The sequence below is a fragment of the Neolewinella aurantiaca genome (genome assembly GCF_008014675.1).
Lineage (GTDB): Bacteria > Bacteroidota > Bacteroidia > Chitinophagales > Saprospiraceae > Neolewinella > Neolewinella aurantiaca.
This window is the reverse complement of the sequence record NZ_VOXD01000026.1, coordinates 50796-72709: the sequence shown is the minus strand read 5'-3', so window position 1 is coordinate 72709 and position 21914 is coordinate 50796. Positions and strand designations below refer to the sequence as shown.

At 51.2% G+C, this 21914-nt stretch carries 15 protein-coding genes; 8 read left to right on the top strand and 7 right to left on the bottom strand.

Annotated elements, in window-relative coordinates; translation table 11 throughout:
- The first annotated feature begins 218 nt into the window (after positions 1-218).
- Positions 219-2102, top strand: coding sequence for a T9SS type A sorting domain-containing protein (locus FUA23_RS16070; protein ID WP_147931780.1), 1884 nt, complete (start codon positions 219-221; stop codon positions 2100-2102).
- Positions 2103-2213: 111 nt separating this feature from the next.
- Here the strand turns inward: FUA23_RS16070 and FUA23_RS16065 are convergent, their stop codons facing one another.
- Positions 2214-3044 (bottom strand): ion transporter, encoded by an 831-nt coding sequence (locus FUA23_RS16065; protein ID WP_147931779.1) that lies wholly within the window; start codon positions 3042-3044, stop codon positions 2214-2216.
- 247 nt (positions 3045-3291) lie between these two features.
- Between FUA23_RS16065 and FUA23_RS16060 the strand changes: the two genes are divergently transcribed.
- The 3 genes from FUA23_RS16060 (at position 3292) to FUA23_RS16055 (ending at position 6317) form a co-directional block, all read left to right on the top strand.
- The gene (locus tag FUA23_RS16060) at positions 3292-4056 is read left to right on the top strand and encodes a LytR/AlgR family response regulator transcription factor (RefSeq protein WP_147931778.1); all 765 of its coding nucleotides are present in this window, start codon (positions 3292-3294) and stop codon (positions 4054-4056) included.
- Positions 4057-4163: 107 nt separating this feature from the next.
- Positions 4164-4316, top strand: coding sequence for a hypothetical protein (locus FUA23_RS22400; protein ID WP_187271093.1), 153 nt, complete (start codon positions 4164-4166; stop codon positions 4314-4316).
- A gap of 12 nt (positions 4317-4328) precedes the next feature.
- The gene (locus tag FUA23_RS16055) at positions 4329-6317 is read left to right on the top strand and encodes a histidine kinase (protein WP_147931777.1); all 1989 of its coding nucleotides are present in this window, start codon (positions 4329-4331) and stop codon (positions 6315-6317) included.
- 211 nt (positions 6318-6528) lie between these two features.
- On the opposite strand, the gene FUA23_RS16050 is transcribed toward FUA23_RS16055, so the two are convergent.
- On the bottom strand, positions 6529-7530 hold the full coding sequence (locus FUA23_RS16050; protein ID WP_147931776.1) for a hypothetical protein: 1002 nt from the start codon (positions 7528-7530) through the stop codon (positions 6529-6531).
- Positions 7531-8042: 512 nt separating this feature from the next.
- Here FUA23_RS16050 and FUA23_RS16045 point away from each other — a divergent pair.
- Genes FUA23_RS16045 through FUA23_RS16035 form a run of 3 tightly spaced genes read left to right on the top strand, consistent with a single transcriptional unit; the run spans position 8043 to position 16987 of the window.
- On the top strand, positions 8043-9104 hold the full coding sequence (locus FUA23_RS16045; protein ID WP_187271092.1) for a PorP/SprF family type IX secretion system membrane protein: 1062 nt from the start codon (positions 8043-8045) through the stop codon (positions 9102-9104).
- A 23-nt stretch (positions 9105-9127) separates the two neighbouring features.
- Positions 9128-11881: a tol-pal system YbgF family protein gene (locus FUA23_RS16040; protein ID WP_147931774.1), complete on the top strand. Its 2754-nt coding sequence runs from the start codon at positions 9128-9130 to the stop codon at positions 11879-11881.
- A 36-nt stretch (positions 11882-11917) separates the two neighbouring features.
- Entirely contained in the window at positions 11918-16987 is a 5070-nt protein-coding gene (locus FUA23_RS16035) for a PKD domain-containing protein (protein ID WP_147931773.1), read from the top strand.
- Between the two features lie 59 nt (positions 16988-17046).
- On the opposite strand, the gene FUA23_RS16030 is transcribed toward FUA23_RS16035, so the two are convergent.
- From FUA23_RS16030 to FUA23_RS16010, 5 genes are all read right to left on the bottom strand, one after another.
- Positions 17047-17463 (bottom strand): hypothetical protein, encoded by a 417-nt coding sequence (locus FUA23_RS16030; protein ID WP_147931772.1) that lies wholly within the window; start codon positions 17461-17463, stop codon positions 17047-17049.
- 86 nt (positions 17464-17549) lie between these two features.
- Positions 17550-18506: a magnesium transporter CorA family protein gene (locus FUA23_RS16025; protein ID WP_147931771.1), complete on the bottom strand. Its 957-nt coding sequence runs from the start codon at positions 18504-18506 to the stop codon at positions 17550-17552.
- A gap of 219 nt (positions 18507-18725) precedes the next feature.
- Positions 18726-19784 (bottom strand): phenylalanine--tRNA ligase subunit alpha, encoded by a 1059-nt coding sequence (gene pheS / locus FUA23_RS16020; RefSeq protein ID WP_147931770.1) that lies wholly within the window; start codon positions 19782-19784, stop codon positions 18726-18728.
- Positions 19785-20006: 222 nt separating this feature from the next.
- Positions 20007-20306, bottom strand: coding sequence for a putative quinol monooxygenase (locus FUA23_RS16015; protein ID WP_147931769.1), 300 nt, complete (start codon positions 20304-20306; stop codon positions 20007-20009).
- Positions 20307-20388: 82 nt separating this feature from the next.
- Positions 20389-20985, bottom strand: a complete 597-nt coding sequence (locus FUA23_RS16010) for a hypothetical protein (RefSeq protein WP_147931768.1) — start codon at positions 20983-20985, stop codon at positions 20389-20391.
- Positions 20986-21195: 210 nt separating this feature from the next.
- Between FUA23_RS16010 and FUA23_RS16005 the strand changes: the two genes are divergently transcribed.
- Positions 21196-21912, top strand: a complete 717-nt coding sequence (locus tag FUA23_RS16005; RefSeq protein WP_147931767.1) for a hypothetical protein — start codon at positions 21196-21198, stop codon at positions 21910-21912.
- Positions 21913-21914: the final 2 nt, after the last annotated feature.

Sequence of the window (21914 nt, the reverse complement as noted above, 5' to 3'; positions counted from 1 at the left end):
AGCCGGAGGCTTATCAGAAAACAGACAAAGGATATGCGATAAGCGATTTGGTTTTCACGAAGGAGAGATTCGGTTCAGGTATATACAGGAGGGTGGGGCGGACATCCGAAGGGCGTGCCTATCTTTATACCTTCGGCTACCACCCGAAGCTAAGTATACCATGAGCCCAGGCTTCTTCCTCGGAGATCAGAAGCCAGGCTTTGCGTAAAGCCTTCATTATGAGAAAAACGATTGTTGTCCTCCTTCTTTTGTTTGCGTGTTCACTTTCACATGCTCAGTCAGACGCTGACTGTCAACTCGACATTGGAGTGAACCTCGGCGGATTGGCCGATTTCGGTACCGAATTGCCCTTCGTTAACCTGATGAGAAACGCCCGGGAATGGTACACCAAAGATGTTGGTAACCCGCAGGCAGCCTTTAACAGTGAGCAGGCCACCAACCTCAGTTACCGCCCGGATGGCTATCCGACCCACGTGCCCCAAAATATACCAGAGTCCGTCTATCCGCAGGAAGTAGTTACGATTTGGGGAGACACCCGCGGCTGGCCCGCCGGGGAATATGTAGTGTTGTGGGAAGGAACCGGTAGTTTCAGGTTGTTCGGTAGCTTCAGTAACCTGACGACCACCGGGCCACACCGGATGACGTTCGACCTCGTCCCGCAGGAGCAGGGCATCGTTGAACTGGCCATTGAAACCTCTGACATCAACGACCCCATTCGTAACATCCGCTTGCTTATGCCGGGGGCTGAAGCAACCTACGAAGAACAGCCGTTTAATCCCGTTTTTATCGATAAACTCCAATCCTTTCAAACCGTACGGTTCATGGACTGGGGCCAAACCAACAACTGGGGGGAGAAACGTAGCGAAGGCTGGAACAACCCCAATGAATTCGACTGGGCTGAGCGCTCCCAAATGGACCATTACACCTGGGCCTACGAAAAAGGGATTCCCTACGAAATGATGGTGAAACTGCTCAATGATTACGACCTCGACGGTTGGATCTGCGTTCCTCACCGGGCCAGCCCCGAATACAGCCAGTCACTGGCTGAGTTCATGCGGGACAGCCTCGAGCCCGAACGCCACCTCTACGTTGAATACAGCAACGAGCTTTGGAACTGGATTTTCGGTCAGGCCCAGTGGCTGAATTACTACGGCTGTGAACAAACCGGAACAAGCTGGCCCGAAGGGCTGGTTCCCTACATCCAGCGTTGTCTTGACGCATTCACCACCGCTTTTGCCGGGCAGACAAACCGGATCACCAGGGTAGTGGGAACTCAGCTATCCTGGGTGGACGTCAGCCAGCGCATCGCAAACAACCTCAGGGAAGGTAGTTTTGACGCCATTACGCCTACCTGCTACTTCGGGTTCACTGATGCTGCGGAAACTACACTGGACCAGCTGGGCGAATCGGCTACTGCTGCCGACATTATCGAGCAGGCGACGATCTCTATGTCTACCAGCTTTGGTTATGTGAGTGAGCAGAAGACCGAGGTTGCCGACCCGTTGGGGCTGCCGCTGGTTTTTTATGAAGGTGGCCAGCACCTCACTCCCAACCCCTTCGGTGTTTATCCATCCTACGGAGAAGCTCTTGTGGACGCGCAGCGCAGCCCGGGCATGTATGATTTGTACACCGCCTGGTTCGATTCATTGCGCACGTTGCAAACGGGCACTGAACCGCTGAGGATTATGCACTTTTCTTTCGTGTCGAGCCGGAATGCCCAGTACGGAAGCTGGGGCATGCTGGAAACTATGGATCAGGACACCTCCAATGTACCCGCGCCAAAATACCAGGCTATCCTGGAAAACATGGCTCCTCCTGAATGCCGTACTACCGTAAGCACGGCGGCAGAAGCCGCCGCAAGCCACAGCGTAGACGTTTTTCCGAATCCGGTCCTTGGACTGATCCAGCTGCGTAGCAGCATTGCTTCCGGTGCGCGGGTGAGTGTATGGACTGCCGCCGGGAAACGGGTGCAGAGCGTGAAATTTGCTCAACTTTCGTCCGCAGAACTTGACCTGAGCAACCTGCCGCAGGGGATGTATCTGTTGCGGATCGACGTTGGTCGATCGGGAGGAACGATTACAAAGCGGATCATTAAACAATAAACAGGTAAGAGGTCGTCAGGTCCAGAGGAACGATTTTTTACTTGCCCTGCACCTGCGTCCGCGCCCGTAAATTCCCGCCGGAAAGGTTCGACGAATTATACCACCAGACGATTATTTGTGCTCGTTCAGGCGCCCTCCGCAGTACTTGCAGTAAATCGCGTCGTCGGCATGCCCTTCGCGGGCACAGTACCGGCAAACCTGAGTATTAGTGAATCTTGATCTGCCGCTTGCGCCAGCGATCATTTCGTTGGTAACAATACCAGTGGGTACGGCGATGATCGCGTAACCCATAATCATGACCGCTGCGGAAAGGAACTGACCAACGGATGTCTGAGGTGTTATGTCTCCGTACCCAACGGTGGTGAGGGTAACGATCGCCCAGTACACCGAACGGGGAATAGAACTGAAACCTGCATTTGTACCTCCTTCCACGAGGTACATGACAGATCCGATTATTACTACGAGCAGGGTGACGGTAAAAAGGAAAACCATGATCTTGTTACGGCTGGCAATCAGCGCACTACGCAATTGGTCGCCCTCGGTAAGGAACTTGCCGAGCTTAAAGATCCTGAATACGCGGAGTAATCGGAAAATCCGGATGATGACGAAATACTGGGTCCCGACGAGGAAAAAGCTGAGGTAACTGGGCAGGATTGCAATCAGGTCAATGATTCCATAAAAACTGAGGGCGTACTTCCAGGGGCGAATAGTAACCCATAAACGCAGTATATACTCGAAGGTGAAAATGATCGTGAACATCCATTCCAGTACGATGAATATTCTCCCGTAATGACTATACCAGTCATCTGAACTCTCTATCATTACAACAACCACCGAGAGCACAATAAGGACGAGCAAACCGATGTCAAACCACTTACCCGTAGGGGTGTCTGCTTCAAAAACAATCTCGTGAACTCGGTCTCGGATCCGGCGATTGGCCATAGGGATGGAAAAATTTGGGCTAAAGATATGACTTTACATGGCTTTACTCCGGGACACCCGGAAACGTTTTTCTACAATTCAGAACCGAACAGAGCTCGCTGGTTCTTCCTGGCTGTTGCGTTTAATCGGACAGAACTAATCTTCATGATAGCAAATTACCGGACAAATGACAGGAACGCCCTGCGGATGCATCTAATATAAAAATAGTACATTTGTTCTTCCCAACTACACTGATAAAAGAAGCCGTATGTTACTGAATGCCGTTATTATCGAGGATGAACGTAATGGTTTGATCAACCTCAAGCACCTGCTGGCCGAACACTGCGAAGACGTCGAGGTGATCGGAGACGCCGACGGGGTAGAAAGCGGACTGGCTTTATTCAACCAGGACGGAATTAAACCTGATGTGGCGTTTCTCGACATCAATCTGCAGGACGGGAAGGTCTTCCAGCTGCTGAATCAGTTGCCTGAAATCCCTTTCGATGTGATCTTCGTTACCGCGTATGATCAGTTTGCGATGAAAGCCTGCGAATACTCCAGCATCGGGTACATCCTCAAACCAATCGACCCCGATAAACTGGTCGAAGCAGTAGCTCGCGTAAGGCCACGCCAGCAAGGCAAAACGGGAGAGCGCCTGCAGGTGATGCAGCAGTTTGCCAGCCATCCGAACTCTTTCGAGAAAATGTCGATCGCAGCACTCGATGGCATCCACTTTGTCAAAATAAGGGATATTGTCCGCTTCGAGGCAGAAGATAATTATACCCACATTTTCCTGCACGGTGGCAACCGGATTACTGCGTCTAAGACGATCAAAGCTTACGAAGATATGCTGGTGCCGTTTAACTTCTACAGAGTGCATAAACGACACGTCATCAACATGAACTACATGAAAAAATTTGTAAAAGGTGACGGAGGTTACCTTATTATGGATGACGATGTAAAAATAGAGGTCAGCCGAAGAAGAAGACCAGCCTTCATGACGCAACTTCGCGTTCTCCAAGACGTTCTTTAGGATGTTCCAAGAATTAGCACTATTTTTGGAGCGGTATTATAATGACCATGATCGGCATTCCCTGCTAGGTCAACGGTCATTTCTCAAACGTGTTTAAGGATCTCTCTATGTCTAACAACGGGAAAAAAACAATTGAAGAGCTAAAGCGTGATCAGAAAGACAAAATTCTGGATCGTAAAAGCATGGATAAGGTTGTCGGTGGTAAAAAACGCCGTGGTAGCTGGTTACGCCGTATGTGCGGAGGTATAATGCCACAATAAACCGTCGTACGTTTGCGTCCTTTACTACACACTTCCCAGGACGCAACACCCATGACTGAAACCTACTCGACCACCGCCGCTTCTGTTGCGTTGGAGGAAAAACTAGCCCATACATCTGATGACTTTCGGCGGATCCGGCTTCTCAATGAGCTCATTGCCGATTATGTCTACACACGCCCCGACCGCGCAAGGCTTCTGTTGGCCCAACTGGAAGAAATCTTCTGTGCCACCTCCTCACGGGAATCCGATTTTTCATACTGGCTACACCTGGGGAATCTCGAAAACCAGGAATACGATGACCTCAAAGCCCTGACGTACTTCGAAAAGGCTGTACTCCGGGTGGATGAACATGGAGACATCGCTGAGAAAATAGAAGTCTACCTGGACTACCTCGGCGTGCTGATCAACCTGGAAAAAATGGAACTTGCCCGGGAGTATTACGACCTGAGCCTGCGTCTTCTGGAATCTTATTCATCCGACCGCCTGCGTGCACGAGCACTTTGCCGTTTAGGGTACTTTTACCTTCACGATCATAGTTTGGCCAAAGCAACGCCTAAGTTTCTTGAATCACTGGGTTTGCTGAATGGAGCATCCTTCGACCTCAATACAAAGGACCATTATTTCTATACCCTGGCACAAACGGGGCTTGGTACGCTCTGGACCAGACCGGATAGCGAAGAAAAGGCTGCCAATGCTTTTCGCCTGGCCATTGCCCGCTGCGAAACCATCGGGATGCAGGCTCGTATCCCCTGGATAAAACTCAACCTCGCCAACGTTCTGGCCAACGTAGAAGAATACGGAGAGGAAGCTGAAACGATCTTTCGGTCAATCATCGATAGCGGAGCCAACGGCAGCAAAGCCGCTATGCTGGCAGCCTACACTAACCTGGGGACCTATCTGAACGAAACAGACAAATCGGCAGCCGAGATAAAACCCCTCCTCAACGAGGCGGAAGCAATTTACCGGACAATCCCAAGCCCCAAAAAAGAAACACTGGTCTCCATCGAGATGACGCGGGCACAGCTCTTCCTGGAAGAGAAAGACTACGCCGGCGCTATCCAGAAGTTGCAGGACACCCTCGAGATTGTCGAAAAAGCAGAAGATCCGGACAACCTTGTCCTTAATGGCCATGCCGCTGAGCTGTGCCAACTGCTGGCCAAGTCTTACGCGGAAATCGAAGCGTATGACCTGGCCTATTACAGCCAGCGCAATGCCGACTATTACCTGGATCGTTACTATGAACTTCAGGACGCCAAGCGACAGGAAGAGTTCGCCGCCCGCTTTGAAACCGAAGCACGCGAAAAAGAACGGGAAAGCCTGCACCTTCGGGCCAGCCAGCTGCAGTTGCGCGCCCTGAGGGCGCAGATGAATCCCCATTTCCTTTACAATGCGCTCAACAGCATCCAATCGTTCATCACGACCAACGAAGCCAGTACGGCATCTAAGTACCTCGCTAAATTTGCGATGTTGATGCGGCGTAGCCTGGAGTACACGAATCGTGAATACATTACGCTGGAGGATGAAATGGAGTTTCTCAAGGACTACCTGGACATCAATTGCCACCTCCGCTTCGATGGAAAATTAACCCATAAGGTGGAGGTGATCGGAGAGCTGGAAGAGGATATTATCGGGGTGCCAACTATGATCCTGCAGCCCTACGTGGAAAACGCGATTGAACACGGGCTTCGCACCCGCCCCCAGGGGCACATCAGCGTTACGTTCCGTCCAATCCCCGACGATGAGGACAACATCATCGCCATCGTTACCGACGATGGCATCGGTCGGGCCAGGGTGGCTGAAATGCAGGCCAATGACGTCACGAGGCCCTATCACCAGTCGCGGGGTACGGAAATTACCAGGTCCCGGCTCGAGCTGCTCACCGACGACCCCCATAATCGGGTCCTGATCGAAGACCTTCTTCATGATGATAAAACGCCCGCAGGTACGAGAGTCACGGTACGTATCCCGGTTGCGGATATATTGCCCAGGAGGGGCCGCTAAGCCGCCGTTTCGGCAAAACTTATGTTTTCTTAGGGCACATGCTACCTCCGGTCTTTAGAGTGCTGTTTTCCTGCTCTATGGTATTCGGGGCGCTCACGCAGGTGCCATGAGCGGTTGAAGGGCACGGTTAGAACTGGCCTGTCCGGACAAAAAAAGAGCCGGCATAGCTGCCGACTCCCTGAAAAAACGTGAGATATATTTCTGAAGATTATTATTTACGAACAGTCGTGGGGCGGAGGCTTCCTCCACCGTTTTGTTTTGCTTTTGCGGCAATTGCTTTAGATACTCCGTTGTCGGAAACATCGTCGCCCAGAATTGAATCGTTGCCTACAAAGTTGCAATCTTCCAGAATGGTTTGCGTCTCGCCGTTGTCGTTGAAGATGTTGTAAATAGCAGCACCGTTGAGAAGAGAAGTGTTGTTGATGAAGTCACAACCGATGAGCAGCGGGCTGGATTCTCCGTTGGTTCCGTTGTTGGTCATCCCTGCACCGGAGTTGCTGCTGTTTGCTTCGAAGGTGCAGTCGCGGAAGATCGGGCTGGCCAGTGAAGCAGTACCTTTATTGTAAACGGCACCTCCGTTGAAGTCTGCCTTGTTTGCCCGGAAAACACAGTTGATGAAGGATGGGCGGCCGCTGTCGACAAGTACAGCTCCTCCGTTGTGTGCCATGTTCTTTTCGAAGATACAGTTAGTGATCATGTGTGAAGACATATTGTCTTTGCCCGCCATGATGTAAAGCCCGCCACCCGCACTGCCTGTGGTTAAGCCTTCGCGGAAGTTGCGGCTGTTACCGCCTGAAATCATGAAACCGTCGAGAGTAGTGATGTCCTGCCCCTCAGACTTCAGGGTAACAACAGTGTAAGCATTGTCTGCAGTAACGTCGGGTTTGCCGATCTCTCCGGAAAGTACAGAAAAGGTGCCGAGTTGGCGATCGGTAAGACTGCTTTCAGTGCCAGCGAACCCGCCGTAGACTTTAACTCCTGCAGGGAAAACAAAAGTAGCCTTGCGGCCTGCGGTAGCGTTGGGTTTGTAAATGCCCTCACGAACCCAGATCTCCATGCCGCTCATAGCTTGCTTGAGTGCAGCGTCCATGTTGAGCGCCTCGCTCCAGGAAGAGCCTGAAGCTGAAGCAGTTCCATTGGGTGATACGTAGATACGTTGCGCCATGCAGGTAATGGAGAAGGAGAGGCACAGTAGAAGTAGAAAAGATTTCACGTTTAGTCCGTTTCGATGATCCCAGAAAATAAGATGACAGCAGGCACGTATAGTGCAACAGCCGGTCAAGTAGAAAGCGATATGGAAAAACACAGAGAAAATTCAGCAAAGAGGGGGAGCTCTTCACTAAGCTAAACCGCTGTCAAGACGGTCGCTAAAATCCGAAGGTGTCAATAGAAAATTGGGTGCTTAAAGTTGTGTCAAACAAAATCATTGCTGATTTGAACGCTAAAGTAGGTTGTTAAACCTGCCTATTTACTATGGTTGAGCCTAAATGTTTAATTATTTAGGGAGCGGTAGCATAATTATATGGAACGGTATTATGTGTTTTTCTTTAAAGCGTTGTACATTGCAGCGTATTCGGACTGAAATTGGGAGGAAGAGGTTTTGAGCCTCGCTATCAAAGTGCTAAAATCTACATATAACCGAAATAGATTTTCATCCAATTGTTACTTTTTTCATATCCCTCGTCTGAAATGAACATAATCTTACCTCACTACTCAAAGCTGCCCATGTCAACCTTGCGCTTCCTCCTGGTGGCAATGACCATGTCATTGTTCTCAGGTACGTCCTTTGCACAGGATTTCCACTACTCGCAATTTTACAATGCGCCTCTTCACCTCAATCCCGCTCTGACGGGAATCTTTCGCGGAGACATCCGTGCAATGGGGAACTACAAATCTCAGTGGGTTGATGTCCCGGTTGATTACAAAACCGTTACACTGGCTGTAGACAAGAAGTTTCTTGACGTGTCGAGCGATGATGGTTTCTTCTCCGGAGGAGTCGCCTTTAACTATGACCGGGCCGGTGATAGTAAATTGACCTGGGCAAACCTCGACCTGAACCTGTCTTACACTAAGGTCTTCTCTCCGCAGGTGATTGTATCTGTTGGTGGTAAGGCTGCCATCATCCAAAGATCATTTGATGATTCAGGCCTTCGTTACGATGGTCAGTTCGACCCTGTCCGGGGAGAGTACAACCCTAACCTTCCATCGGGTGAGTCTTACAGCCAGGATGGCCACATCTTCCCTGACTTCGGTCTGGGCATCAACCTGCGCCTGCAGGCGAAGCAGACCGACGAACTCGTCGTTCGCAATAACCGTCGGACCAAACTCGACGTAGGTGTTGCACTTCATCACCTTACTGCTCCCGACCAGGCGTTCTACGACGACGTCAGCGTTAAACTCGAGCGCCGCCTTTCCCCCTACGCTACCGGAGTCCTTCAGGTTCTGCCTATCGTCGATGCCGTCGCTGGAATCACTTATCAAAATCAGGGCTCTTTCTACGACGAGCTGGTTATGATGCTAGGTGGGCGCGTGTGGGTAAAGAATACCCTTAACAAGCAAATCAGCCTCATGGCAGGTATGGGACTACGCCGGGACAAGATCCAGGACGCCTACTGGCCGACGTTTGAAATTTCTTACAACAACCTGATGGTTGGCCTCAACTATGACTTCAACACGAGCCAATTCGATATCGCAACTGAAAACAGGGGCGGAATGGAACTTTCTGTTCGGTACATTATACGCAAGGTGAGACCTCTTCCTGAATTCAAGGTTTGTCCACTACTCTAAATCTCGCCCAATCCCAATTTCTGATGACTAGAATCTACTTACTTACTGCCTTTTTTGCTCTGGCTGTATCAGGGCTCTTTGCACAAAACCAATCCTTCGAAGGATACCTCAGTGCAGCCGATAAGGCTGCCCAGAGAGACGACCACTACAACGCTTATCGCCTTTATGCTATCGCCGCTGAAGACGAATGGAGCGATGATCAGGCTTATGAAGCCCGAATCGGTGAAGCTTACTACAAAGCTGGCACTGCTGCTTATCGCGCAACTGCCTACACCGAAGCCGAAAAATACCTGGTGAAGCTTCAAAGCCTTCCCGCTGTCGACAAGTACCCACTGTCTCAGTACTATATGGGGCAAGCAGTTTTCCGGCAAGGCCGGTACGATCAGGCTGTTGCTCACTTTCAGCAATTTCTGGACGACCAGCCACGAGCACCTGAAGCTTATCGTGCTATTGCTCTGTCACAAATTAATGATGCAGACTGGGCTATTGACGCTCTTACCCGCGCTGAAGATATTCAGTTGAATCACCTACCTGAAGGCATCAACACGCAGGATTCCGATATCATGTATGTTCGAGGTAAAGGAGCCGATCGCTATTTCTCCTCCAATACATTCGAGTTTAAAAACGACACTCTTAAACCCAAGCGCAGTCTGAGCCGCATCATGAAGCAAACGGGCGAAACAACCGCTGAGCCCCTGCCCGCAAGTATTAACCTGCCTGGTAAAAACGTGGCCCATACCGCCTTCAATAAGGAGATGACCAAGGTTTACTACTCCGTTTGTGAGTTTCGTAACTACGATGAACTGATTTGTGATGTTTACCGCGCAGATGTATCTGCTGACGGCAACTGGACAAACCCACAAAAGACAAGTATTAATCAAACAGGGTTCAGTACTACTCAGCCGAGTGTCGGCTTCGATGAGTCAGGCAACGAGTACCTCTACTTCGCATCCGATCGTCCGGGTGGGCAGGGAGGACTAGACCTGTACCGTTCTATGATTTCAGCAGACGGATCACTTGGAGCATCTGAGAACCTTACCGAACTGAATACAGCAGGAGATGAAGCTTCTCCGTTCTTTTACGCGCCGCGTAAAACCCTGTACTTCGCAACCAACGGTCGCTTCACATTTGGCGGCATGGACGTCTATAAGTCTTACCTCATCGATGGTAACTTCCGCAACCCCGTTAACATGGGCGCTCCGGTAAACTCAGCAGCCGATGAAGCGTACTACACACGCTTCGATGACCCCGATCAGGCGTACGTCGGCAGTCGCCGGCCAAGCGGCGAAGCTCTGTTTTACTCCGAAGCTCGTGACGTTTGTTGTTACGATCTCTACGAATTTACCCCCGACAACCGTATTGACCTGCAGGCTATTACCCTCAATAAGCTCACGGGAGAAGACCTGACTGGTGCTACCGTTAAACTGTTCAAGATCACTCCTAACGGACCTGAGCTGATGGACGAGGTGACCAACCTCGAAGGTAACGAGTTCAACTTCAAGGTTGAACCGGGGATGGAGTACGAATTGATTGCAGATAAGGATGGTTTCACAACAGCCCTCGACAGATTTGACCTTTCCAGCCCTGAACTGCGTGACCTGCCCTTTATTGAGCGAGTCCTCGAGCTTAACCCGAAAGTTGATCTTGATGTATTCACTTACAACAACGCCGATGAGTCCGAGCTGTCCAACGTAACCGTCAGTCTTTCAGAAGTACTCGAAGATGGTTCACTTAACCTGGTGGAAGAAATCACCAACCCTACTGGTAACGATTCTCACTACGAACTGGAAATTGGAAAGCGTTACATCGTAACAGCTACCCGCCCTGGATTTGGTAAGGCCGAAACAGAAGTTGACCTCACTGAATACGACGCAAATGAAGGAAGTACCTCAATTCGCCGTGATCTTTACCTTGGTCAGTCTCTGGAAGTATACGTAATTGACGGCCGTACGGATGAGCCGCTCTTCAATGCAACCCTGAAACTTATCAAAGCCAGCGGAAAATTGGTAGGAGAGTCTACCAATTCTACAGGTAATGATTTCTACTACACAGTCAACCTCAACGAACCCTTCATTCTCGACACGAAAAGAGCGGGTTACTTCCCCCGTACTGATACCCTTCGCTTCTCCGAACAGGACCTTATCGATGGTGACGGAACGCTTGTTTACTACGTGCCACTTTTCAGTAATGACCTGAATGACTTCCTGCCGTTTGAAGTTTACTTCGATAACGATCATCCGGATCCGGACTCTTACAGCGTTAGAACTAAACTCAATTACGAAGAAACTTACATCCCTTATGCTAACCGCCGTGAAGCCTTCAAAAAGGAATCCAGCGAAGGAATGGACCAGGAAAAATCTTTCCTTACCCGGGGAGATATTGATCAATTCTTCGATCAGGAAGTAGAAGCTGGTTGGGAGCAACTCCGCCGCTTCTCGGACGCACTTATTCTTCATCTGCAGAGTGGAGGAACCTTCACAGTTGAACTGCAGGGATACGCCAGCCCTCGTGCACCAACGGAATACAACCGTCGTTTGAGCTCTCGCCGGAACATGTCCCTAAAACACTTCTTCAGGGACTACAAAGGAGGTGTACTCGCTAAATACATCGACGGAAAGCAACTGAGTTTCTCAGAAGCTGCACTTGGGGAAACTACCGCGAACCTGGATAAGATCTACGAACTTATCGACCGTGAGCGGGAATCCGTGTACTCTACCATCGCTTCCCTCGAGCGCCGGGTAGTACTGCGCAACGGAGTCTCCACCAAGAAGAAGTAAAACCATCACCAGCATTTATATTAAAGTATTGTAACCGTGAAATTATTCCAGAACATACATTTTTCCCATCTTGCCGGTGCATGGTTGATCATCCTGTTCAGCCTGTTTACCGGGATCTCGCTCCACGCTGCGGGGATCAAGGATATCGCTCCAACAGAAGCGGATTCTCCCGTTATGCTTGAAACTGGCCGCATTGGCTTTAATAACTTTGCCGATTTCGATGGCGCCCCGGAAGGACGATTAGTCGTTTCCTTCGGCAGAGCCGACGAAGTCCTTTACCTGGGACTTGCTCCGGGTTACGACAATAACGGAAATCCTTACACGAACGTTACCCGTAGTCGGTACAGGTTCCAAATCAAAAAGGTTAACGTTGATGGCCCTGACGATATCGTTCACGGACCATTTACGGTCACCAACCTGAACGCTAACGTCAATTCTTACGCAGAAGCCGAGTATGGCGTATATTCTGTTGACCAGTTAGTTAGTGGAGATTCTATGTACGTATTCCGGCCGGGTGAAACTGGTGATTACTACATCGAATTTGATGACGCAACAGTCAGCAGTCGTCGGGTCAATATCCCATTCTGGGACTTTACCGTCGTTCGTGACGGAGACGTTCGGGAAGGACGGGTTTGGTCCCGGGGTTGGGCTTTCCGTACTCCACAGGTTACCGGAACCAATCCCCCTGATTGTGTTTGGGACAGAGAATTCAATGGCACACTCTTCAGCTATACCGAAGATGGGTTCGTCTCAAAAATTGATTTTCAGGACTCTGGCTTTCAGGGATTGTCCTTCAACATTGCTTTCAACGAAACCGGCCCGGGTACTTCCGGCAACTTAGCCGAAGACCGTAAGTCCGTTGCGGGGCTCAATGAGACCGCTATGGCACGGCAGCACCGGATATTCCTGTCACTACCGGACATTGAAATTTTCCCCGACGGTATTTGTGGTGAGGTAAACGCAGGTGAATCTTTCATTTGTGGCGGAGTCGATCCTTACTGCCTCGAAGTTGAAGTTACCCGTCAGGGCCAGGTAGAAATCATCCTCGATTTTGATGGAAACGGATTACTTGATGACAATGGCATGGACGTTGCTCTCGTCTATGACTTCCCCGCTGACAGCCTTACTGCCTGTATCCCATGGAACGGCTTACTTGCTGACAGCACTCCCGTAAGCTTTACGGATACTGTCGATGTAATCATCAACTATGCTCAAGGTGTACAGCACTACTCTGCTTACGATGTGGAGTTTCTGAAGAATGGCTTCTGTGTTGAAACCGTTCGTCCTACGTGTAACCAGGGGCAACTTACTTCTAACCGTCTGTTCTACGATGATCGTGACATCCCTGAAGACCCGGGAACCGGAGTGTCCAAAGACGGACGCGATGGCTGTGATTGTGGAGACGGTTGCCGAACCTGGAACAACTTCGCGCTCAACCCCGGAGGTACATGTGACACCTTCGATGACGATGAGACAGTAGGCTATGGCGATAAAAGCACCCTCAATACATACTGGTTTGCAAGCAGTCAGTCCGAATTCCGGGCAAGAGTTCCGGTCATCAGCGCTAACATTGTCGGCCCGACTGATATCTGTGAAGGTGAAACCTCTCTTCTCAGAGCGGTCGATGCCGGAGTTGTTGGCTCACCTGCCTTCTTGTGGGAAGGCCCAGGCGTGGACGGAATTACCACCGATACAGTTCGAATCAGCGAAGCAGGAACTTACTGCGTTCTCGTTACCGACCCTACTGGGTGTGTAAACCGTACCTGTACGGATGTTACTGTTGCCGATTTCGATGCAAGTCCATTCCCTTCCGCTCTAAGCATTTGTTTTGGAGAGTCTGTTCAACTTCCAGTTGCGGGTAACTCCTCTTACGATTACTTATGGAGTCCGGCTACCGGAATTGATGATGTGAATTCCAATCAGCCAACGTTTAACCCGGGTGTGACTACAACGTACTCTGTGGTTATCACGAATAACAGTGCTACAGGCTCTGTATGTACCACTACCGAAGAAGTAACCATTACGGTATCTCCCGATATTGACCTTCAGGTTATTGGAGGAGGGCCAATCTGTGATCCTACCACAACCATCACCGCAACTACTGCGGTTGCTGCTGATGTAGTTTTATTCAACCCACTCGGAGTTCAGGTTGGGGCAGGAAACACTTTTACACTCGACGTAAGCGGCGAGTCTGAATACCTCATCGTTGCTACCGATCCCCAAGGTTGCACGGACAGCATCACTTTCACCGTAAGCGGTGGCCCTGTTGACATCGCAGTTCCAGACACTGTCCTCAGCTGCCTTAGTGACGGAGTCAACCTTGCGGTAACTAACCTCGACGAGAACGACGCTCTTACTTACCTGTGGGCTCCGGCTGAACTGTTCGACCCAGCAACCGTAAGCACTGCTAACCCAACATTTGTGGGAGATCCGGGTGATTACGCTGCAACTGTTACCGTAACCAACCAGTACGGCTGTATGGAGACAGAGGATGTACAGATCATCGTGATTGATGACAGTGGCGCTTTATCGTTCTCCTCAATGGTCGACTGTGACGGCTCTACTGTAACTTTCACCAACAGTAGCACTGTCTCTTTCGGTTATGTCTACGACTTTGGCGACGGAACTACTTCTACTGATGCTAACCCGGTTCACGTATACGATTCTCCCGGAACCTACACCGTTACTCTTGATCTCGTCTACGATCAGAACTGTGTAACTAGCTTTACCCAGGAAGTGACAACCTTCCCACTCGTTCTCGATGCCGGTTTCAGCATCGGTCTCGACGACTGTGACAACGGTACCGCTACTTTGACGTTCACCGATGAAAGTATTAATGCTACGGGCTCAGGCCTCGATTACGAGTGGACCTTCACCGGAGTAGTGCCAACTACAAGCACGGACCAAAACCCATCTGTGGTTATCTCTGAATCCGGTACGGTTACTGCTACTTTAGAAGTGACTTCCGAAGACGATTGTACTTCTACGCTCGATACCACTTTTACTGTTAACCTGGCGGTAATCGACCTCGAGGAAGAAATCGTTATCTGCCCGGGAGACTCTACTGAACTTAATCCCGGAGCCGATGAAGGACTGACCTACAACTGGTCTCCCGCAACTGATTTCGATGCCAACGATTCTAACCCGACTACCAGTATTGCTGGCACTTATGTAGTATCCGTAACGGCAACTTCTGCCGACTTCAATTGCGCAAATACCGACACCGTTACGGTTGTCATTGCTGACAGCATTGGCCTGGTAGTCAACGGACCAGACGGACCATTGACCGGCGATGACGGCGGCAACGGTAACGGAGGCAACGGTGGTAACAACGGAGAAGTGATTCTCCCCACAGTTCAAACCTGTGGAAATCCTATCGATCTTGACGTTAACCTTACTACCAACGACGATGTAAATATCGTTTACACTGACCTCGACGGCAACGTATTGGGATCAGGAAGCGAGTTTACGGTTAACCCAAGCGGTCGGGATACAATAGTTATCACAGCAACAAACGAATTCGGCTGTATCGAAAGAGACACAGTAGTGATCATCAACAATCAGGTAGATGCAGGAATTAATGTCGGTGCCAGCGGTGTCAACCTCTGTGCAGCTATGGATACCATGGTAGCCGTTGTTAACAACGACCCTAATGATACGCTGACTTATTCCTGGGAGCCCAACGATATCATCAACGGACCTCTCGATGGTGAGTTCGTTGACATCACTGCTCCTGCTGAAGGCACGGTTGACCTCATGGTCACTGTTACCAATCAGTTTGGTTGCGATACCGTGATTACAGTTCCGGTTACCGTTACTCCTTTCACGCCAAATATGTATGTCGATGTGATTCAGCCATGTTTTAACGAAGGCTTTGTTATTGACGGAGGCCCACAGGTTGACGGATACAATTACGAATGGGTCCCTTCCGATGATCTCGACCTTACCGACCCCGCGAACCCCGTTGGCACCTTCGATGAAGATGGTACGCTGACGGTAACGATCACCGACCCGCTTACCGGTTGTTCTGAAACTCAAACAATCAATGTCGACGTGGCTCCTGAGATCAGTTTCATGGCCAGCCCTGTGGATACTGTGATCTGTGAACCTGCTGATATCACCGTTGGTGGCACTTCCGTTAACGATGATGTTGTGATTGTTTGGTACGACGATGAGGACCTCAACAACGAAATCGGTACCGGACCAACCTACACAGTAGAAGCTGCAGAAGTAGGCCAGACCTATACCGTATACGGTGAGGCTACTGACCCGAACACCGGTTGTTCTCAGGTCGTGCCGGTAACGGTAACCGTTTCTGATATTACTGCTGGCCTGCCCCTCGAGAATGTTGATGCCTGTGCCGGAGACCAGCCATCTATCTTCGCTCCGGGTGGAGTGAACGGTGTTCTGGACTATACGTATGAACCATCAGACCTGATCGATGATTCCGATCCCACCAATCCGGTATTTGTCGGCACATCGAGCTCTACTATTACCGTTACTACCGTTGACCCGGCTACTGGTTGTAGCAGCACTAACGATGTTGTCATCAATGTTACCGACCTGGGCGGACTCTTCGGAACAGCTGAGCCTGACACCATCTTTATCGGTGAAACTTCTGACCTCTCCGTAGAAGGAGAATGTGTTGGTTGTACTTACGAATGGATGGGAGGCAACGGAACCATCGTTCCGAATACCGGCCAGACCGTAACCGTTACCCCGGACGAAGCCGGTGATGTGACCTACGAAGTAGTCGTTACCCAGAACGGATGTACCGAAATCGTTACCATTACACTCCGCGTAGAAGACCCACTCTGTGACTTCGACCACGTGTACATCCCTAACGCATTCACTCCTAACCAGGACGGTCGGAACGAAGTCATGCGTGTCCGCTCGAACTTTGCGGATCAGATTACGGACTTCCGCTGGATCATCTACAACCGTTGGGGACAAGAGGTTTACACCTCGGACGACATCAACGATAGTTGGGACGGTACCATCGAAGGTGATGACCTGGAGCCAGACGTTTACGGCTACTGGCTGCGGCTTACCTGCCCGACCGGTGAGCCATTCGTCAAGCAGGGTAACATTACCATTCTGCGTTAAGCCCGAACTACTACGTTCAATTACCGCCGGTTCCCAATTTGGGGGCCGGCGGTTTTTTATTACAGCCAGAAAAACTTAAAGCGGATGGTTTGCCACTGCGGTTGGTAGTCGAACAGCGAAAGTATGGTTTCAAAACCGGTTAGAATAAATATGCAGGTGAGTACCAGAATGGCGGCGATCACAAGCAGAGGAATTGCCAGGTACCATCGACTACTGATAAAGGAGGAAAGCCGGCGAAGCAACAGGAAACTGAGGCCCAGATAAATCAGGAAGTCAGCAATTAGCCAAAGCGGAGCAAGCTCAAAACTCATCGACGTCCAGGAACCATCCTTGATGAAGGGAAACGGGAATCCTCTGCCGGGCCTGACAGGGTCGCCGTACCAACTCAAATCATACTCAGCAGTAAGAGTACAGAAAACAACAGTTGTAAGGCTTACGAGAACGATCTTATCGAGATGTCGTGGTATTCGGACCATGTATCTCAGATAAAATTTCTAGGAGAATAGGTGGGTGTTTAGCCTCCTTGCGCTTAAAACCCGGAATCTACACCTGCGGCCGCGCCCTAAAACATCCGTTTTCGCCGGAAGTAGGCGATGACAGCCACGCTCATGAGAACGGAGATGAGGATGATGCCGAAGAAGGCCCAGACGCTACCAGACTGGTAGGGGACCGTGACGTTCATGCCGAAGAAGCTGGCGATCACCATCGGGACGGTAAGGATGATGGTGATGAGGGTCAGGCGCTGGATCGTGATGTTGAGGTTGTTGGAAATGATCGAGCCGAAAGCCGACATCGTTCCGTTGAGGATATTGGTGTAGATGTTTGCCATCTCCAGGGCCTGGCCATTGTCGATGATGATGTCTTCGAACAAATCTGCCAAATCCTCATCGTGGCGAATGGCGAGGAAATCGGTCCGCTTCATCTTCATTTTCAGCAGTTCGTTACCGTTGAGCGCATTGATGAAGTAAACCAGTGATTTCTCAATGCTGAGCAGCTGCTTCAGCTCTTTGTTCTGACTGCTTTCGTAGAGTTCCTGTTCGATCATGTTGCGCTTCACGTTGAGGCGCTTGAGGCAGGTGAGGTAGCGGTACACCGTCTGTTCAAAAATACGCAGCACGAAGTGCTGCCGGCGGGCGGTGTCTACATTGCGTACCTTATTTTCCGTGAAGAGTTTCAGCACCGGGTGGCTGGCCGAGGAGGTGACGGTGATGAGGTGATCTTCTACTAGGATAAGACCAATCGGAGCGGTAATGTAAATACCGTCGTTGTCCCCGTCTCCGGCCGAAAGGAGCGGGGTGTTGAGAACGATCAGCCGGGCATCGTCTTCGCGCTCGTAGCGCGAACGTTCGTCGGTATCCAGCGGGTCGGTGAGGAAATCGGGCGGTAGGTCGAAATCATTGGCAACCCTGGCCAGTTCGTCGGCCTCGAAAGGCGGCGTCAGGGAGATCCAGCAACCTTCTTCAACGAGGGAGTCCATCTCTTCCAGGCGGCCATTGCGGGAGGCGTAGTAGCTGATCATAGGGAGATGGTTTGGTTCTTCAATAATCCGTGCCGGCCTTTGATCAGGGATACGGGCGCGGTACGCAGGTGCAAAGAAAGCTTATTATTAGCAATGTTCCACCATGCCAAAGGGTTTCTTCTGGCAACCTGCCACTTGTTTCCGGTCCTGTTTTCGGTGAATCCGAATTGTCTTCAAGTATTGCTCTTCCCAGCCATCAACCAGCTGGTGGACCCACGATCAGATCACTCCGGAGAATTGCTTGAGGAACCGTACGTCGTTCTCGAACATCAGCCGGATGTCGGTGATGTTATAAAGAAGCATTGCCTGGCGCTCGATGCCCATTCCGAATGCATAACCGGTATACTTTTCAGGGTCGATACCACAGTTTTTGAGTACTTCGGGGTCAACCATACCACAACCGAGGATTTCCAGCCAGCCGGTACCTTTTGTGATGCGGTAGTCGTGCTCAGACTCCAGGCCCCACCAGATGTCCATTTCGGCGCTGGGCTCGGTGAAAGGGAAGTAGCTGGGGCGGAGGCGGATTTTCGTCTTGTCGCCGTACATCTCGCGGGCGAAGTGAAGGAGCGTGGCTTTCATGTCCGCAAAGCTGCATTTTTCGGCGATGTAGAGCCCTTCGACCTGGTGGAATTGGGCGTGGCTGCGGGCGCTGATGGTTTCGTTGCGGTAAACACGGCCCGGGGCGATGATGCGGATCGGCGGTTTAGAGGTTTCCATCGTACGGGCCTGAACGGAACTGGTGTGGGTCCGCAGCAGCATGTCTGCGTTGTCTGGCCCGGCGGGCATACCGGTGGCGACGTAGAAGGTATCCTGCATGTCCCGGGCGGGGTGATCCTCCGGGGTGTTCATGGCGGTAAAGTTGTGCCAGTCGTCTTCCACTTCGGGGCCTTCTGCTACGGTGAAGCCGATACGCTCGAAGATCGAGATGATGCGCCGCATCGTCAGGGCGATAGGGTGGCGCGAACCCAGTGGCATGGGTTCTGCCGGGGCCGTCAGGTCAAACTTTGCACCTGCGTCCGCGCCCGCATTGTCCTGTGTCGCTGCCTGCAGGGCATCGAATTTGGACTGGGCTGTTTCCTTCGCTTTATTGACCAACTGACCGAAGTCGCGCTTTTGCTCGTTGGGGATGTTGCGCATCTCGCCCATGAGGGGCTTGAGGATGTTCTTGCTGCCAAGGTACCTGATACGGAAAGCTTCCACCGCTTCGGGAGTCTCCGCCGTAGCGTTTTCTATTTCAGTGATGAGGGCCGCTACGCGGTTGAATACTTCATTTGCCATATTGGCGCGAAGATAGTTAAGTCGTCAGATAGTCTTGTAGTCTTGCCGTCAGATAGTCTTATTGAAAAAGCATCTTAGCAGGAATTATTGGTTCAATCGCTCTCTACGGAGTGCCTTTATGCCCGTACCGGATGCCCGGTTGCAACGACTTAAAAAGAAGAGAATCAGACTGAACCTGGCCCGGCCGCCGGGAATTAACCAAAGGTGGCCGGGCCAGTCACATTATTCCATCCCCATTACGAGGTCCGCCTCGGTCACTACCGGGTCTTTGCGGAAAAGTGGCTTAATCTGTTTGAAGAAGGCGGCATGCTCCTCGTCCGCGACGTGCGCTTCGAAGTCGGCGTAGGTATCCCAGCATTCCATGGTGGCAAATTTGCTGGGGTCTTCCCGGTCTCTGATCAGGTAGAAAAACAAACAGCCTTCTTTGCGGCGGCTGTCTTTGGCGTGTTTCGCAAAGATTGGCGCGAAATTATCGGCGTCGTCAAGTTCGAATTTAGCGATCAGGTAGAGTTGCTTAGACATAGTTGTATGGATAAATGATTGCGTGGCGATCTATCCGCCACACCACCATATTACAGCCCTGACGCTGTTTGGTTCACAGCTTTCAGTTGCTGAACAACCGGACCGAGTCAAAAAACCGATCCGCACTCTTATTCAGGCCTGAGGCCTGGAGACTGAAAACCTTCAACTCATAGTACCGGTTATTGGCTACGCCCGCGAGGGTACGTGCACTGGCGGTTCCGCCTTTGCTGGGGTAATCAATGCGCCACTGGCGTGCCGGAAAGCCGGAAATCTGCTTGTCGGAAGAGTAAATCACTTCGCCACCAACTGCCTTGGCAGCTTCTTCTTCGGTGCCGGTCAGGAACTCGTTCACCAGTTCGAGGCTGTCGTGGTGAAGGGTACCTTCGGGATAGTCAACGTAACTGATGGCGTAGATGATGTTTTCAGCTTCGTCTTTATCCGGTGCTTGCAGGAAAAAAGTGTGGTATGCCTGCTGGCCGATGCCAGTTTCCACCGTGTCGATATTATGGGTCAGAGCCGCTGGGGCGAGCAGTTTGAAGCGACCATCCACGTCGTTGCGTTCTTCCCACCGGGCTTGCTGTTCCCAGCTCTTCTCGAGATTGTTGATCAGCATCGGGGTCTGTGCCGACAGAGCCGTCAGGAAGCTGAGAAGGAGTAGCGTTATAAGTAATCTTTGCATGAATTAAAGACAATTGTACCGGCCCGAGAGTTGGTAGGGTTGGATAGTTTAAGAACCCCTTAGAGAATTAATGCGTGGCGGGCCTGACACTTTAGGTTTTATCGTATGCTTAACGAACGACTCGCAATTTTTAAGACGAAGCCGTGGGTTTAGAGAATGCTTTGAGCAGCGAACGCAATTCGCTGATGTGTATTTACCAAAAACCATAACATGAAAACCTTCCTTCGTCTTCTTTCCGTTCTTGCGGCGGCTTACCTGTCGTTTTTTCGTTTGTCGGACCGTCATCCTCCCCCGAATGTTCCTGCCAGGGGAATTAGTGCCTACGCTGCGGTTTCCGACCTGGCCTCCACTTCATCCGGTTGTGCGCTGGACCCCAACTTCGAGCCGGTGTTTCATACGGCCCGGGGGCAGGTGCAATGGGTGTTTCATGACCTGGCTCTTGCGGCCGGCAACGATCCGGATTCCTATTCCATCGAGTTGATGCAGGACCGGCGCGGTTACCGCGCCATCAACGCAATGACCTGCACCGCCAGCCGGGTGATCTGGCTCAGTGTTACCGCGTGGGATCGCCTGAGCGACAACGAGCCGGCTCTCGCTCTGCTGCTGGCCCACGAACTTGCCCATGCAGATCACCGAAACCCGGCTCTCCTGAAGAATGACCCGATGACCGACGCCGAGCGCCACCTCCTCGGCCAACTCACTCTCCGCCAGTTGGAGGAAATTGCGGCCGACCACCGGGCGGCCGACCTGATGGTGCTGGCCGGGTACTCCATCGCTGAAATAAACCAGGCATCGCGCTTTATCCTGGCGGATGGCGGAGCGTTGGCGTTTAGTGGTGCGACACAAACCCATCCGGCCGGAAGAGACCGGGCCAACCTGATGACTTTCTACCTCGGCCGGAAGATGCTCACGCAATTTAGCCGCTAACT

Bases quoted from the DNA above. Each gene is read 5' to 3' on its own strand.
- FUA23_RS16070 (WP_147931780.1), top strand. From the start codon at position 219: ATGAGAAAAACGATTGTTGTCCTCCTTCTTTTGTTTGCGTGTTCACTT.
- FUA23_RS16065 (WP_147931779.1), bottom strand. From the start codon at position 3,044: ATGGCCAATCGCCGGATCCGAGACCGAGTTCACGAGATTGTTTTTGAA.
- FUA23_RS16060 (WP_147931778.1), top strand. From the start codon at position 3,292: ATGTTACTGAATGCCGTTATTATCGAGGATGAACGTAATGGTTTGATC.
- FUA23_RS22400 (WP_187271093.1), top strand. From the start codon at position 4,164: ATGTCTAACAACGGGAAAAAAACAATTGAAGAGCTAAAGCGTGATCAG.
- FUA23_RS16045 (WP_187271092.1), top strand. From the start codon at position 8,043: ATGTCAACCTTGCGCTTCCTCCTGGTGGCAATGACCATGTCATTGTTC.
- FUA23_RS16040 (WP_147931774.1), top strand. From the start codon at position 9,128: ATGACTAGAATCTACTTACTTACTGCCTTTTTTGCTCTGGCTGTATCA.
- FUA23_RS16030 (WP_147931772.1), bottom strand. From the start codon at position 17,463: ATGGTCCGAATACCACGACATCTCGATAAGATCGTTCTCGTAAGCCTT.
- FUA23_RS16025 (WP_147931771.1), bottom strand. From the start codon at position 18,506: ATGATCAGCTACTACGCCTCCCGCAATGGCCGCCTGGAAGAGATGGAC.
- pheS (WP_147931770.1), bottom strand. From the start codon at position 19,784: ATGGCAAATGAAGTATTCAACCGCGTAGCGGCCCTCATCACTGAAATA.
- FUA23_RS16015 (WP_147931769.1), bottom strand. From the start codon at position 20,306: ATGTCTAAGCAACTCTACCTGATCGCTAAATTCGAACTTGACGACGCC.
- FUA23_RS16010 (WP_147931768.1), bottom strand. From the start codon at position 20,985: ATGCAAAGATTACTTATAACGCTACTCCTTCTCAGCTTCCTGACGGCT.
- FUA23_RS16005 (WP_147931767.1), top strand. From the start codon at position 21,196: ATGAAAACCTTCCTTCGTCTTCTTTCCGTTCTTGCGGCGGCTTACCTG.